The organism is bacterium (genome assembly GCA_027622355.1).
Lineage (GTDB): Bacteria > UBA8248 > UBA8248 > UBA8248 > UBA8248 > JAQBZT01.
Genome location: JAQBZT010000043.1, coordinates 1 through 13344, shown reverse-complemented (window position 1 = coordinate 13344; position 13344 = coordinate 1). Strand labels below are relative to the sequence as shown.

Below are 13344 nucleotides of genomic sequence, written 5' to 3'. Positions count from 1 at the left end.
CGCATCCGCGAGGAGGAGGGAATTGACCCCGGGAGCCGGGACGGGCTCGCGCGTTTTCTTGAGGAGATGGCCCTCGCCGGGGAGGCGGACGAGATGGAGACGGCGGGCGGAAAGCTCTCCCTGATGACGCTCCACGCGGCCAAGGGGCTCGAGTTCCGTGCGGTGGCGATCGCCGGGGTGCAGGAAGGACTCCTCCCGCACGGGCGCTCGGTGGACACGCCCGAATCCCTGGAGGAGGAGCGAAGGCTTCTCTACGTCGGGATCACGCGGGCGAAGGCGCACCTGCTCCTCGCCTGGGCGCACGAGCGGCGAGGCGGCTACACGGGCGATGGCGGTCCGGCCCGGCCGAGCCGGTTCGTGGCGGATCTTCCGGATGCTCTGCTCGAAAGGGCGGGGGATCACCGCCCCCGCGAGCGGGCGGAGCGGGCAGTGTACCGGGGGAGGGGAAAGAGCTGGTACGAGGAGCCGGAAGCCCTCAAGCCCGCCTCCCGGGAGAGCGAAGCGCCCGGAACCCCCATCCCCCAGGCGCTCGGGCCCTTTGCGCCGGGGGCGCTGGTGCGCCACCCCAAGTTCGGCGAGGGGGTGGTGGCGGCGCGCTCGGGGACGGGCGAGCGGGCGATTGTTACGGTGGATTTCAGGGAAGTGGGCCAAAAACAACTGGTTCTGAAGTACGCCCCGCTCGAGCCCGTGGGCGCCGCCGTTGACGGGGAAGAAAACCGAACGATATAACCTTCTCTGGAGGTTTTCCGATGGCGATCTCGAAAGAGGATGTGCTTCACGTCTCGCGGCTGGCGCGGCTCAATCTCTCCGAGGAGGAGGTCGAGAAGTTCCGCCACCAGTTGAGCGGTATCCTCGATTACATCTCGAAGCTGAACGAGCTGGACACCGAGAATGTACCGCCGACCTCCCATGTGCTGGATCTGGTGAACGTGTTCCGGGAGGACAAGGTCGATCGGGCGCCCATCGAGAACATGGAAAAGATGGCGCCCGAGTTCGACAAGGGTCATTTCCGGGTTCCGAAAGTGATCGACTGACTTTTCCGTAGAGAATCCCATGCCCTACGCTTCGTTGCGTGAATTTGTCGCCGCACTCGAGCGCGCCGGTGAGCTCCGGCGCATCGCCGCACCGGTCAATGTCGATCTCGAAATTACCGAGATCGCGGATCGGTGCGTGAAGTCGGGCGGCCCGGCGCTTCTTTTCGAAAATCCGGTCGGGCCGGACGGGAGGGCTTTCGACATCCCCGTCCTGATCAACGCCTATGCCTCGGATGCGCGCATCGTGCGGGCGCTCGGGGTGAAGAGTCTCGATGCCGTGGCCGAGGAAGTGGCCGAGCTGCTCGAGATCAAGCCGCCCGAGGGCATTGTCGCGAAGTTGAAGATGCTGCCCAAGCTGGCGCGGATGGCGTCCTTTTCCCCGAAGAGCGTTTCCTCCGCGGCCTGCCAGGAGATCGTCGAGACCGAAAACATCGATCTCTTCGCCATCCCCGCGCTCAAGTGCTGGCCCGAGGACGGCGGGCGCTACATCACCCTGCCGCACGTCCACTCGCGCAACCCGCGCACCGGACGCCGGAACGTGGGAATGTACCGGATTCAGCTCTTCGACGCGAAAACGGCGGGGATGCACATGCACCTCCACCACGACGGGGCGCAGAACTTCCGGGAGAGCACGAAAAAAGGCGCAAGGCTCGAGATGGCGGTCGCGCTGGGCGGCGATCCGGTCTACGCCTACGCGGCGAGCGCGCCCCTTCCGCCGGGGATTGACGAGATGACGCTGGCGGGCTTCCTGCGGCGGACGAGCGTTCCCCTGGTGAAGTGCAAGACGGTGGATGTCGAGGTGCCGGCAGATTCGGACATCGTGATCGAGGGCTACCTCGATCCGGGCGAGCTGCGCCGGGAGGGCCCCTTCGGGGATCATACCGGCTGGTACTCGCTGGCGGACGATTATCCGGTATTCCACGTGACGGCGATCACCCGGCGGCGCGACGCGATCTACCCGACGATCATCGTCGGCAAGCCCCCGATGGAGGATTACTGGCTGGGCGGCGCGACGGGGCGGATTTTTCTTCCGCTGATGAAGATGCAGCTTCCCGAGATTGTGGATGTCCACATGCCGGCCGAGGGGGTGTTCCACAACATGGTGATCGTCTCCATCCGCAAGTCGTTTCCCTATCATGCGCGCAAGGTGATGTACGCCCTCTGGGGGATGGGGCAGATGTCGCTGGCGAAGTGCATCGTGATCGTGGACGAGGATGTGGACGTGCACAACGTGAGCGAGGTCGCCTGGAAGGTGCTCGGGAGCATCGACCCGCGGCGCGATCTGGTGTTCGTGGACGGCCCGGTGGACGCGCTGGAGCACGCCTCGCCCCTGCCGCATGTGGGGAGCAAGCTCGGGGTGGACGGCACGCGGAAGTGGGAGAGCGAGGGCTTTGCCCGCGAGTGGCCGGGCGAGCTCGTGATGAGCGATGAAATTCGCGAGCGCGTCACCCAAAGGTGGAAGGAGTACGGTTTTGACGCTTGAGGGAGCAGGGGGCATCGGGGCGGTTCTCCGCCGGCCGGGTATGTTCTTCCGGATGGTGAAGTTCGAGCACACCATCTTCGGCCTCCCCTTCGTCCTGATGGGGGGCGTCCTGGCGGCGCGCGGGGTGCCCTCCCTGCACGCCCTTTTCTGGATGGTGATGGCGGCGGTGGGGGCGCGGAACTTCGCGATGACGCTGAACCGCTATGCCGACCGCGACATCGACCCCAAAAATCCCCGGACGGCGGATCGGGCCGAGTTTCAGGGGTTGCTCCGCTCGGGCGGGGTGTGGGGGATGATGCTCGCTTTTCTCCTTCTTTTTCTGTTTTCGGCCTGGATGCTGAATCCGCTCGCTTTCGGTCTCGCCTTTCTGGTGGCCGGGGTGGTGGCGCTCTACAGCTACTCGAAGCGCTTCACCTCATGGACCCATCTGTTTCTCGGCTTCGTCCTGGGGAGCGCGCCGGCGGGGGCGTGGGTGGCGGTGCGCGGCAGCCTTGATGCGGCGCCGATCCTCTATTTTCTCGGCGTCGCGCTCTGGGTGGGCGGTTTCGACATCATCTACGCATGTCTTGATTACGACTTCGACCGGAAAGAGGGGCTGCGCTCGCTGCCGAGCCGTCTCGGGAAGAGGCCCGCGCTGGTCATCTCCGCGCTGGCCCACGCCGGAACGATGGCCTGCTTCATCGCGGCGGGCTGGATCGCGGGGTTGGGCGCAATCTACGGCGTCTCGCTCGTTGCCGTGGGCGCGCTGCTCTTCTGGGAGCACTGGGTGGTGCGGCCGGACGACCTCAGCCGCGTGAACCTCTCCTTCTTCAACCTCAACGCGTGGGTGTCAGTGATCGTTTCGGCGGGCGCTATCGCGGACGTTTTTCTTCTCTCCGGCTGAGGCCAAGGTGCCGGCGCAGATCGAAAGCGGCGAGGTCCGCGAGATGTTCTCGGACATCGCCCCGACCTACGACCTTCTCAACCATTTGCTCAGTCTGGGGATCGACCGCCGCTGGCGGCGAAGGGCGGTGCAGCTCCTTCTCGATGGCGGTGGGTCGCGCTATCTCGACATCGCGACCGGAACCGGAGACGTGGCGCTCGAAATCCTCCGCCAGAAGGGAGGGGCGGGCCTGATCGCGGGCGCGGATTTTTCCCTCCCGATGCTGCGCCTCGCCGGGGAAAAAACCGGAGCCGGGAACATATCCTACCTGCAGGCGGATGGCCTCGGGCTGCCGTTCGCGGATGGCGTCTTCGATGGCGCGGCGATCGCCTTCGGGCTGCGCAACTTCGAGGACCGCGCGGCGGGGCTTGCCGAGATGGCCCGCGTCCTGCGGCCGGGGGGGCGGCTGATCATCCTCGAGTTCGGCCGGCCGGAAGGGCTCTTCGGCTTGATCTACCGGCTGTACTTTCGCGCCGTTCTGCCGGTGGCGGGCCGGATCATCTCGGGCCATCCGACCGCCTACCGCTATCTCCCCGAGACGGTCTACGCCTTCCCGGATGCGGAGGCGCTCTCGGCCATGCTCCGCGCGGCGGGCTTCGAGGAGGTGGCGGCCGAGCCCCTGATGGGGGGGATCGCCCTCATCCACTCCGGGCGGCGGAGCTGATTTTCCGGGCGGTCCCGCGCCGGGCGATTTGCCAATATGTCACAACGCATTGAAAAAATGTCAGTTATTTGTCGCTCTTTCGTGTATCGGTGTGCCGATCGCGGAGCCGCGCCTCCGCCAAGAGGGGCATGTCCTCGGGATAGCGAATCCGCCCGCTGTCCTCGGGGAGCCCCGCGGGTGCGGCCCGGACGGTGACGCTCAGGCCGGGATGACCCTCGAAGCGGAGATTCTCCAGGCGGGAGAGGATATTTTTCATGCAGACCTCCGCCCCCGCGCGCGAGGTGCTCGGGGCGGCGAGGAGGAAATCCACCGCCGACCAGCGGCCCAGGATGTCCCCCTCCCGGACCCCGAGGAGCAGAAATTTCCCCAGTTTCCGCAGGGCTTCCGCCGGCACCTTGCCGGGGGCATCGAGGGTTTCCACCCCCTGCCACCAGGCGGCGCGGAAGAGAACGCAGGCGATCTCCCCCCCGTAGCGCACTGCCCGGGCGTGCGCCTCGCTCAAAAAGTGCACGAGATACAGTCGGTTATAGAGGCCGCTCTCCGCGTCCACGAGGACGGTCCAGTTTTTTTCATTCATGTCGTTCCCGTTGTCCTGGTGCATGTTTGGGCGTTCTTTCCGGCGGCGAAGGGCCGGAGGCGGTTCCCCCCATCATCTTCGCTGAAATAAGAAGCAAATCTTGTGCCGCAGTGATGATTGGGAAACAAAGGGGATTTCGAACCATCGGCAGGGCGGGGATTTGATATGCTTTCGTTGCCGCCGTATTTCAACTGGAAGGAATGGTCGGATGCATCTTTCTGCAAAAGGAACCGGAGCGCTCCTCCTCGCATTTTCCGCTTTCTTCGCATCCCCTGCCCTCGCCCAGACGGCGCCCTCTCAAGAGGAGGTGGCCGCCTACCGGGGGCTGCACGCGGCGGCGGCGAAGGGGGATGCGGCGGAGATTGGGCGCCTCGCCAAGGGGGGCGCGAACCTCAACGCAAGGGACGGGCACGGGCGCACCCCGCTCATGGTCGCGGCCTACGGGGGGCATCATGCGGCGGCGCGCTCTCTCATCGAGTCCGGCGCCGATCTCAACGCCCGCGATCAGGCGCGCTACGACGTGATCACTATCGCCGCCGTCGCGAACGATCTGAAGATGCTGCGGATTGCCATCGCCGCGGGGGCGAACACCGGCCTCATCACGAGTCCCTATGACGGCACCGCCCTCATCGCGGCGGCCCACCTCGGCCACGCGGAAATCGTGCAAGCCCTCATCAAAGGGAAAGCCCCCCTCGATCACGTGAACAACCTCGGCTGGACAGCGCTCATCGAATCCATCGTCCTAGGGGACGGCGGCCCGCGCCACGTGGCGACCCTCCGGGCGCTGGTCGAGGCGGGGGCGAACGTGAACCTCGCCGACGGGCGGGGCGTCCGGCCCCTCACGCTTGCCCGGCAAAGAGGTTACGGCGAGATGGTGCGGATTCTGGAGAAGGCCGGGGCAAGGCCGTAGGGGTCGAGTCGCCCGCCTGTTATCATGGCGGGGTCTGTCCGCGAAAAGGGAAGGGAGCCGCTTTGAAGTACAAGAAAAACGAGGCGAAGGAGTACGCCCGCGAGACCCTGCGGGGGATCTGGACCTCGCTTCCCTGTCATTTCACCGAGGATGACGCCCTCGATGAGGACGCCCTCCGCCGGAACGTGGATTTCATCATCGAGCAGCAGCAGGTGGACGGCCACTACTGGGCCGGAAACGTGGCCGAGTTCTGGGCGCTCACCCTCGAGGAGCGGAAGCGCGCGCAGGCGGCCATGTTCGAGGGGACGGCGGGCCGGGTGCCCGTCATGGCGGGGACGCACCATCAGTCCGTCAAGGGAGTGCTCGAGTTGACGCTCCACGCCCAGGAGATCGGCTGCGACTTCGCGATCATCCTGACGCCCTACGTCGCGGCGAAATCGGACGCGGCGGTGCTCGAGTTTTTCCGCTACATCGCCGAGAGGGTCGAGATCGGCATCGTGCTCTTCAACTCCCCGGGCGTGGCCCATCCCCTCCGGCCCCATCTGGCGAAGGAGCTGGTCAAGATTCCCAACGTCTGCGGGATGAAGCAGGCAGACCTCAACCCCAACCACACCGTGCACCTCGAGGCGGAGGTGGGCGATCAGATTCCCATCAGCGTGGCGGATGAGACCGTCTGGTTCCACAACATGACCCAGCTCGGCCACAGGTGGCTGCTCACCTACACCCCGCACATGTACCAGGTGCCGGGCTGGCTGCCGCTGAAGGAGTACACCGCGCTCGCGCTCGCGGGGGAGGTGAAAAAGGCGGGGGCGCTTTCCGCCGCGCTGAATCCCCTCCGCCGGGCGAACGCGAAGTGGATTCTCACCCCCTGGGCCGAGGGGCGGATGCCGATCGGCGCCTTGAAGGCGTGGATGGAGATGATCGGGATGGCGGGCGGCCCGGTCCGGCCCCCGGTGGTGCCCATCACCGAGGATGAGCGCGCGGAGCTCCGCGGCGATCTCAAGCGCGCGGGACTTCTGGGGAAGGTGAAAACCGTACGGTAGCAGCGCGTTTTTTTTGGTAATGGGTCCGTTTGCACAACGGACCCGTGGTGTCATTCCGAATAAGCGCAGGGTGGGGCCCGCAGCGACTGAGGAATCTGCTGTGGAAAAGCAGATTCCTCGCGCCGGGCACCCCGGTGAATCTCCGATTCGCGGGAGGCCCCCCACCGGGAGGCCCCCCACCGGGGGGCCCGCCTCCGGCGCTCGGAATGACAAGAAAAACAAGCAAACGGACCCACTACCTGTTTTTTTATCTCTTCTGGTGTTCTTCGAAGATGTCTTGAATGCTGATAGGGCCGCCGAGCTTTCGCTCAAAATGGCTGCCCAGGCGGAATGCCCCGGCGGCCATCGCGATCAGGCCTATCAGGATCACCGGAACAGGCAGACCCAGCAATTGATCGAGGGTTTGCGCCTGCGGGCCTTTTCCCGCGGTGTAAAAGGTGAAGAGGTCTTCGAAAGCACCCGCGAACAAGCCGATTCCGGCGACCATCCCGGCGATGAACGCGACCGCGTCCATCCGGCCGCTGCCGACCGCAGCGGCGGAGGTGCCGGGTCAGTACCCTCCCAGGGAGAAGCCCGCCCCGATCAGCAAGCCTCCCGCCGCGAAGGACCATAAGTAGAGGGTAGGGATATACACACCGTTCGCGCGAAGCCACCCGAGCGAGGTGAGCAGCCACAGGCCGGCGGCGGCAACGATCACGGAGGTGAACATCACCTTGAAGACGGCAGAGTCCCGGAGGGTAAACTGGGAGACGAGCTTTCTCGGGCTTCCGAATCCGGCGCCTTCGAGAATGAAACCGAACAAAATTCCGCTGAGGAGGCCGGAAGCCGCGCCGCCATCGTAGAAGGGGAGGTTCATTCCCATGTCCTCCTCGTAAAACGCATCGTTACAAAGCCCGCGGCGAAAAACATGACCAGAAAAAGAAATGCCGCCACCGAGAGTGTCGCGCCCCCGGAGAGCCCGAGGCCGCTCGTGCAGCCGCGCGCGAGCCGGGAGCCGAAGCCGGTCAGGATGCCTCCGAGAAATGCCCAGCCCAGGCGGCCCCCCGGGCGGATGCCGGTTCCTCTTTCCACCATGAACCGGAAGCGGCCGCTCGAGAGCGCCCCGGCCAGCGCGCCGATGATGACCCCGAGAATTTCCCAGCTGACCCAGCTTGTCAGGGGATTTCCCTTTGCGTATGGGCCCAGGTAGCGGTTGGCCTCCACAATGCCCGGAACAAGGAGTTTCCCTATCGCCGCCGTAAGCTCTGTGAACAAACCGCTTGCCGCCAGTCCATGCCCCGTTATCAAGAAGGTCAGCAACAGGGCCAGCCCCAGCGCGATGCCCGAAACGAGAGGCGGCCAGAAAGGCCGCGGGGTAGCATTCATGGGATTTTCCTATTTTGACGCCGGGGACAATCCCAGGCGCAGGCGAACGGCTTTCTCACGGCTGGATTTGAGCCCCAATGTGCGGCCTTCCTCTACGGCGACCGCCGGGGGAACCCCCTTGCGGAAACGGTAGAGCGCCCACATGGCGCCCGTCCGGTTTGCCGACTGGCAATGGAAGAGGATGGGATAGTTGGCTGGATTTTCGACAATTTTTGCAAACGCCGCTACTTGGGCATTTGTGGGTGCAGCGGTCGAAACCGGGATGTTGATGTAGCGAAGCCCCATGGCTTCTGCCTCGGCCTTCTCTTCTGCGATACCTTCACTTGGGGCGCGCAAATCAACGATTGTTTTAAAACCGAGCGCCTTCACCTCGGCCACGCCTCCCTTTCCCAGAACGCCGGAGGATGCGACAAAGGGCGAGGCCCGGTTGTAGTTGAGTAACGCCCCGGAGACCTTGTCTCCAAACGGCGCCTCCGGAGAGCCCGCATGCGCCCAGCTCCCCAGGCCCAAGACGAGAGCCAACAAAAGGGCTATTTTCATGAAATTCCTGTGCATCCGGTCCTCCTTTTTCCTTTTTCAAGGCTCGGGAAACTTCTGCATGCGGTCATGCTCCTTTCGGGGCATTTTCATGACACCTTGGGTGAAAACATAATCCTTGGGAGGCTTGGGGGCAATATGAAATTGGAGTGTCTTGGGAGCGGCGTGGCCCGGCATCGGGAAAAGGGCGTGCGACGCTTGTTGTAAATCAATGGACCGTTCATGGAAACGATCCTGTTGTCTTTGTTTCCCCCTAGTCGTAGCTTCCCCCCATGTCCATTTTCCGGTAGGCGCTGGCGTAGAAAAGAAGCGGCGGGCGCACGTCCTCTTCAATCTCGATGCGGGTGACGCGCCCGACCACGATGGTGTGGTCCCCTCCCGGCAGCTCCTCGTGAGTGTCGCACTCGAGAAAACCGATGGCGCCCTCAAGGACGGGCGCTCCGTTCTCGCCGATCGCATGCGCGATGTCGGCGAATTGATCCGCGGCGTCTTTTCCTTTCCCGGCGAACCAGTCGGAGATGTTCTTCTGATCCTCCGCCAGGAAATTGATGGCGAATTTTTTTGCCTCCCGCAGCATGTCCAGCGTCGAGGCCTTGTTGTCCACGCAGACGAGGACGAGGGGCGGGTCGAGCGAAAGCGAGGAGAAGGCGTTCGCCGTCATACCGCGGGCGGTTTCGCCGCTCCTGACGGTGACGACGGTGACGCCGGTGGCGAATTTTCCCATGGCGGCGCGGAAGAGTTTCGGGTCGAGTGTCATCGAATCGTGCGCTCCTTCGTTGCGGGAAAACCGGTTTTCTGCCCGGAAAGCGTCAGGATACCAAAGATGATGGTTGGAGCGTCACCGGCTGGGTGTCCGGGAGGAGGATTTGGCCCCCTCAGGCGGCCGGCTCGAATTGCACGACGGGCGAGCCCACCCCGACGATTCCCTCGTAGCTGAGAAGATCGGCCGCGGGTCCCGGCCCCAGGGCGCCGAGGAGCATGTAGAGGGCGTGAAGGCCGCCCGCCTCGAGTTCTCCCTCGGCGACGTCTTTATCCGTGTAGCCGAAAACGGCTTCGGTTTCCCCCGCGGTGAGCCGCGACAGGAAGCGCCGGTCCCACGCCTCGCCCGGGGGCCAGAGGGCGTCGGGGCGGTCGAAGACGAAATGGTGGGAGAGGGTGCCGCTCGCGATAAAGGCCGCCCGTCTGCCGGTGCGCCTGAGTTCCTCTCCGATGATCTCCCCCCATCTCCGGCTCTGCGCCGCGGGCCCTTCCTCGGCCGAGAGGAGGAGGACCGGCAGCCGGCCCTCGGGGTTGAGATAGAGGATGGGCACCATCGAGCCGTGATCCAGGGCCTCGGGTTTCGCCTCGATCTGCACCGAAAGGCCGGCAGTCTTGCCCGCCTCGAGGAGGCGCGCCGCCAGGGCCGCCTCGCCGGGGAAGTTGTAGGGAACGGGGGGGAGATCCCGCCGGTGCTCGGGCGGAAGGGCAGCGTGGATGTGGGGGAGGAACTCGGCGAGCGTTCCCGCGTAGCGGGGGGCCCCGCCGATCCGGAACTGCGCGCCGGGCGCCCAGTGGGGGGAGGCGACCACCAGGAGGTCCACTCCCCGGCGCACGATCTCCTCTTGCGCCTGGCGGAAGGCGGAGGTGGTCTGGGCGTGATGGCCCCCCTCGCGCTCGCCCGCGACCATGATCCACGGATGGGGCGCCAGAAAGCCCAGTTCAACGCCCGCCATGTGCTACTCCCTTCAGAAAGAGCGCTCCGTTATTATTGAACAAAGTATCATGCTTGAGGGGAGAACCGTCGTGGCCCCCGCACATTCCGATTGAACACCACGTTAATTCTGGGTTTTGCCCGCTGTAGATAGCTGAAACCGTTGATGGTGCGGTCAAGCGTGATGCCTTTGTTGGTTAGATAGTGCGCTTCCATGGCCCCGAACTCGTCGTCACTTCGATGCCGTCCCGTGAAGTAAAAGTCTGCAAAATCCTCCAAATTGTCACGGTACCATTGGGAACCGTCTCCACAAAACACCATACCGAAGCGACACTCTTCGGGGTTCTCGACGAGCTGTATCTTCGTCTCAAACTCCTGGGTGTACTCCAGGAACTTTTCGCGAGCGGCAAAAAGATCGTGAGCGATTTCACCTCCCTCCCACTCAGGGTCCAAAATTAACTCTGTGCCCGGCGTGAATCGTTTTTCGGTTTTCGCTCTTTCGTACCGCTCCCACCCATCTTCTTCCTCGGGATGTACGGTTTTTATGTCATAGTATATTCGACCGTCTGAACCGGCAGGCAGGACCAGAAAGTCGATGGTCCGGTTCGTGCCCCTGATAGGGGGTTCATATTCAGCAGCCTCGACCTTTTTGTCCTTTAGAATGAGATCAGCGAAGCAGAGTTCGTTCACTGCCTCCGTAATCCCGCGAACGTGCGATACACGTCTATTGTGCCAAGCATCGCGCTCTGATCTGTATTTGTTCAGGAGCCTGTTGTTGCGTGTTAGTCGGTCGCCGCTCGCTTCTATTTGCGGGACGAGCTCGCTGTCAACGGTTTTCAGGAAAGAATTGACACGAGCAGGATCTACAGTGGACACAGTCTTTTATCCTTGCATGACTGGTGCGAGGCCATCACCCCAGCGCGCGTCCTAGTTTTTGCTCAGAACGAACACACACGATACCGCGCCGGGGCCCCCGAGGGTGTGGCCGAGGGCGCGCTTGGCGCCGGGGACCTGGCGTTTTTCGGAGCGGCCGAGGAGCTGTTCGGTCAAATTGGCGATGACGCGCGCCCCGGTCGCCCCGATGGGATGGCCGCAGCTCTTGAGGCCGCCCGAGGTGTTGACCGGCAGCTCGCCGCCGAGCCGGCTCGCCCCGCTCTTGACGAAATCGGGACCCTCGCCCTTTTTCGCGAAGCCGAGGTCTTCGTAGTTGAGAATTTCGGTGATGGTGAAGCAGTCGTGCACCTCGGCGACATCGATCTCCTCGAGGGGGTTCGTGACGCCCGCCTGATCGTAGGCCTGCCTCGCCGCTTCGCGGGTGGCCTCGAAGCCGAGGAAGTCGAAGCGCGGGTTGAACTGGGTGGTGATGTAGCCGTTCGCGCAGGAAAGGCCCATCCCGTCGATGAGGACGTAGTCCTTCTTCCCGAAGCGCGACTCGGCCAGGTCGGCCCGGCAGAGGATGACGGCGGCCGCGCCGTCGGTCGTCGGGCAGCAGTCGTAGAGCCCGAGCGGCTCGGTCACGAAAGGGGCGCTCAGCACCTGCTCCTTCGTGATCTCCTTCTGGAAGTGGGCCTTGGGATTCAGGCTGCCGTGATAGTGGTTCTTGACGGCGACCTCGGCGAGATCTTCCTTGCCGGCGCCGTACTCCTCGAAGTAGCGCGTGGCGAGGATGGCAAAGCTCCCCGGCGCCGTGCGGCCCTTGCCGTAGAGGGGGTGGAGTTTTTCGACCGAGGCGGCGACGAGGGAGCCGCGCGGGGGCACCTCGCGCATCTTCTCGGCACCGACGGCGAGCACCACGTCGTACATGCCGCTCGCCACCGCCAGCGCCGCCCCGCGGACGGCCTCCATTCCGGTGGTGCAGTAGTTCGACACCCGGGAGACGGGCTTGGGATAGATGTTCAGGGCTTCCGCGAGGGAGGGCCCGCCCGTTCCGTCGTAGCCCCAGCCGAGGGGAAAGTAGCAGCCGAGCCAGGCCGCCTCGATGTCGTTGCCCGTGATGCCGGCGTCGTCATAGGCCTCCAGTGTGGCTTCGACCACGAGGTCGTTGTAGGTCTGCTCGAAGAGCTCTCCGAACTTCGTGGTGCCGACGCCGATGATGGCGACTTTCCCGGCGATGCCCTGGCTCATCTCTCTCTCCTTGGGTGAAAAAAGCCGGACGGTGCCCGGCGCCTTGTTCCCTCAATCCGCCGCGGGGCGGAACTTCCAGAAATAATTATAGTATCCCTCGCCCTTGTGGAGAAGCCGGAAGGTGAACTCCACATCGAGGCCGATTTTTACCTGATCGCGGCTGCAATCGGTCATCTGGGCGTAAAAGCGGCCCCCGCCCGCGATGTCCACCGTCGCCATCGAGACGTAGCCCTCGGGCGAGGGGACGAGGTGATCGTGCACGAAAGTGTAGACCTTGCCGCTCTTCCCGAACTTGAAATCCTCCCACTGATCGTGGGCGCTGCAGCCGAGGCAGATGCGCTGGCGGGGGAACTGCAGCTCGCCGCAGTTCTGGCACTTGCCCGCGAGAAGGCGCATGTTGACGCGGCTCTCCTTCCAGAGAATGGAGGGGGAGCTGAAGGGGGCGAAGGGCTCGCCCGGCACGAGATTCCGCCCGCGCAGGTAGGTGCCGTAGTCCGAGATGGGGCGCGCCTGCTTCACCGACCATTCGACGCCTCGTCTTTTCTTCAGTTCGCCCACCTTCTCGGTGGCGCGCAGGAGAAGGGCGTCGCCCCCGCTGCCGTGCCCCGCGACGATGATGTGCTCGCCGGGCGAGGCGTTTTGCAGTGCCTCGACCAGCGCGAGCAGGGGCGCCGCCGCGCCCGCGTCACCGAGCCTTGCGACGAGCGGCGCCTCGGGATAGGACGCCGCCGGGAAGCCGAGCTTCCGGGCGATGGCGGCGTGGGTGCGGGCATCGGGCGCGTAGAGGAGCACCTTGCCGATGTCCTCGCGCGTGGCGCCTGTTTTTTCGAGCAGACCCTCAATGGTCGCCGCCGTCTGGCGGATGTAGCCGAAATCCTGGATGAACTTCGCGTCCGCGGCCGAGACCTGATCGTCCCCCGGCAGCCGCCAGCGATCGATGAACTCCTCCGTCCAGGAGTAGACCGCCTCGACCTCGGCGGCGACATCGTCTCCCT

General features: G+C 64.4%; 17 protein-coding genes. 7 read left to right on the top strand and 10 right to left on the bottom strand.

Annotation, left to right across the window (positions count from 1 at the left end; all coding sequences use genetic code 11):
• The 5 genes from O2807_04280 to ubiE all read left to right on the top strand — a co-directional run.
• Positions 1 to 729: ATP-binding domain-containing protein (locus O2807_04280; protein ID MDA0999724.1), on the top strand; the 729-nt coding region annotated here is incomplete at its 5' end.
• Positions 730 to 749: 20 nt separating this feature from the next.
• Positions 750 to 1034, top strand: coding sequence for an Asp-tRNA(Asn)/Glu-tRNA(Gln) amidotransferase subunit GatC (gene gatC, locus O2807_04275; protein ID MDA0999723.1), 285 nt, complete (start codon positions 750 to 752; stop codon positions 1032 to 1034).
• 19 nt (positions 1035 to 1053) lie between these two features.
• Positions 1054 to 2517, top strand: a complete 1464-nt coding sequence (locus O2807_04270) for a menaquinone biosynthesis decarboxylase (GenBank protein ID MDA0999722.1) — start codon at positions 1054 to 1056, stop codon at positions 2515 to 2517.
• A complete protein-coding gene (ubiA, locus tag O2807_04265) occupies positions 2507 to 3400 on the top strand; it encodes a putative 4-hydroxybenzoate polyprenyltransferase (protein ID MDA0999721.1) in 894 nt (297 codons plus the stop codon). The genes O2807_04270 and ubiA overlap by 11 nt, the downstream gene beginning before the upstream one ends.
• A gap of 7 nt (positions 3401 to 3407) precedes the next feature.
• Positions 3408 to 4103 carry a bifunctional demethylmenaquinone methyltransferase/2-methoxy-6-polyprenyl-1,4-benzoquinol methylase UbiE gene (gene ubiE / locus O2807_04260; GenBank protein ID MDA0999720.1) on the top strand — a complete coding sequence of 232 codons (696 nt, stop codon included), beginning with the start codon at positions 3408 to 3410 and terminating at the stop codon, positions 4101 to 4103.
• Positions 4104 to 4167: 64 nt separating this feature from the next.
• Here ubiE and O2807_04255 read toward each other — a convergent pair whose 3' ends face one another.
• A complete protein-coding gene (locus O2807_04255) occupies positions 4168 to 4704 on the bottom strand; it encodes a diguanylate cyclase (protein ID MDA0999719.1) in 537 nt (178 codons plus the stop codon).
• Between the two features lie 184 nt (positions 4705 to 4888).
• On the opposite strand from O2807_04255, the gene O2807_04250 reads away from it, so the two are divergent.
• The gene (locus O2807_04250) at positions 4889 to 5590 is read left to right on the top strand and encodes an ankyrin repeat domain-containing protein (GenBank protein MDA0999718.1); all 702 of its coding nucleotides are present in this window, start codon (positions 4889 to 4891) and stop codon (positions 5588 to 5590) included.
• 62 nt (positions 5591 to 5652) lie between these two features.
• Complete coding sequence (locus O2807_04245; GenBank protein MDA0999717.1) at positions 5653 to 6633, top strand: dihydrodipicolinate synthase family protein; 981 nt, start codon at positions 5653 to 5655, stop codon at positions 6631 to 6633.
• Positions 6634 to 6880: 247 nt separating this feature from the next.
• Here the strand turns inward: O2807_04245 and O2807_04240 are convergent, their stop codons facing one another.
• The 9 genes from O2807_04240 to O2807_04200 form a co-directional block, all read right to left on the bottom strand.
• Positions 6881 to 7147 (bottom strand): hypothetical protein, encoded by a 267-nt coding sequence (locus O2807_04240; protein MDA0999716.1) that lies wholly within the window; start codon positions 7145 to 7147, stop codon positions 6881 to 6883.
• A 36-nt stretch (positions 7148 to 7183) separates the two neighbouring features.
• The gene (locus O2807_04235) at positions 7184 to 7489 is read right to left on the bottom strand and encodes a hypothetical protein (protein MDA0999715.1); all 306 of its coding nucleotides are present in this window, start codon (positions 7487 to 7489) and stop codon (positions 7184 to 7186) included.
• The gene (locus O2807_04230) at positions 7486 to 7998 is read right to left on the bottom strand and encodes a YeeE/YedE thiosulfate transporter family protein (protein ID MDA0999714.1); all 513 of its coding nucleotides are present in this window, start codon (positions 7996 to 7998) and stop codon (positions 7486 to 7488) included. The genes O2807_04235 and O2807_04230 overlap by 4 nt, the downstream gene beginning before the upstream one ends.
• Before the next feature lie 9 nt (positions 7999 to 8007).
• A complete protein-coding gene (locus O2807_04225) occupies positions 8008 to 8538 on the bottom strand; it encodes a sulfur transferase domain-containing protein (protein ID MDA0999713.1) in 531 nt (176 codons plus the stop codon).
• Between the two features lie 250 nt (positions 8539 to 8788).
• Entirely contained in the window at positions 8789 to 9292 is a 504-nt protein-coding gene (locus tag O2807_04220; protein MDA0999712.1) for a flavin reductase family protein, read from the bottom strand.
• A gap of 118 nt (positions 9293 to 9410) precedes the next feature.
• Positions 9411 to 10247, bottom strand: coding sequence for a hypothetical protein (locus O2807_04215; GenBank protein ID MDA0999711.1), 837 nt, complete (start codon positions 10245 to 10247; stop codon positions 9411 to 9413).
• A 47-nt stretch (positions 10248 to 10294) separates the two neighbouring features.
• Positions 10295 to 11101 carry a hypothetical protein gene (locus O2807_04210; protein ID MDA0999710.1) on the bottom strand — a complete coding sequence of 269 codons (807 nt, stop codon included), beginning with the start codon at positions 11099 to 11101 and terminating at the stop codon, positions 10295 to 10297.
• Between the two features lie 51 nt (positions 11102 to 11152).
• Positions 11153 to 12349, bottom strand: a complete 1197-nt coding sequence (locus tag O2807_04205) for an acetyl-CoA acetyltransferase (GenBank protein MDA0999709.1) — start codon at positions 12347 to 12349, stop codon at positions 11153 to 11155.
• A 51-nt stretch (positions 12350 to 12400) separates the two neighbouring features.
• Positions 12401 to 13344 (bottom strand): zinc ribbon domain-containing protein (locus O2807_04200; GenBank protein MDA0999708.1); only part of this gene is annotated, 944 nt, incomplete at its 5' end.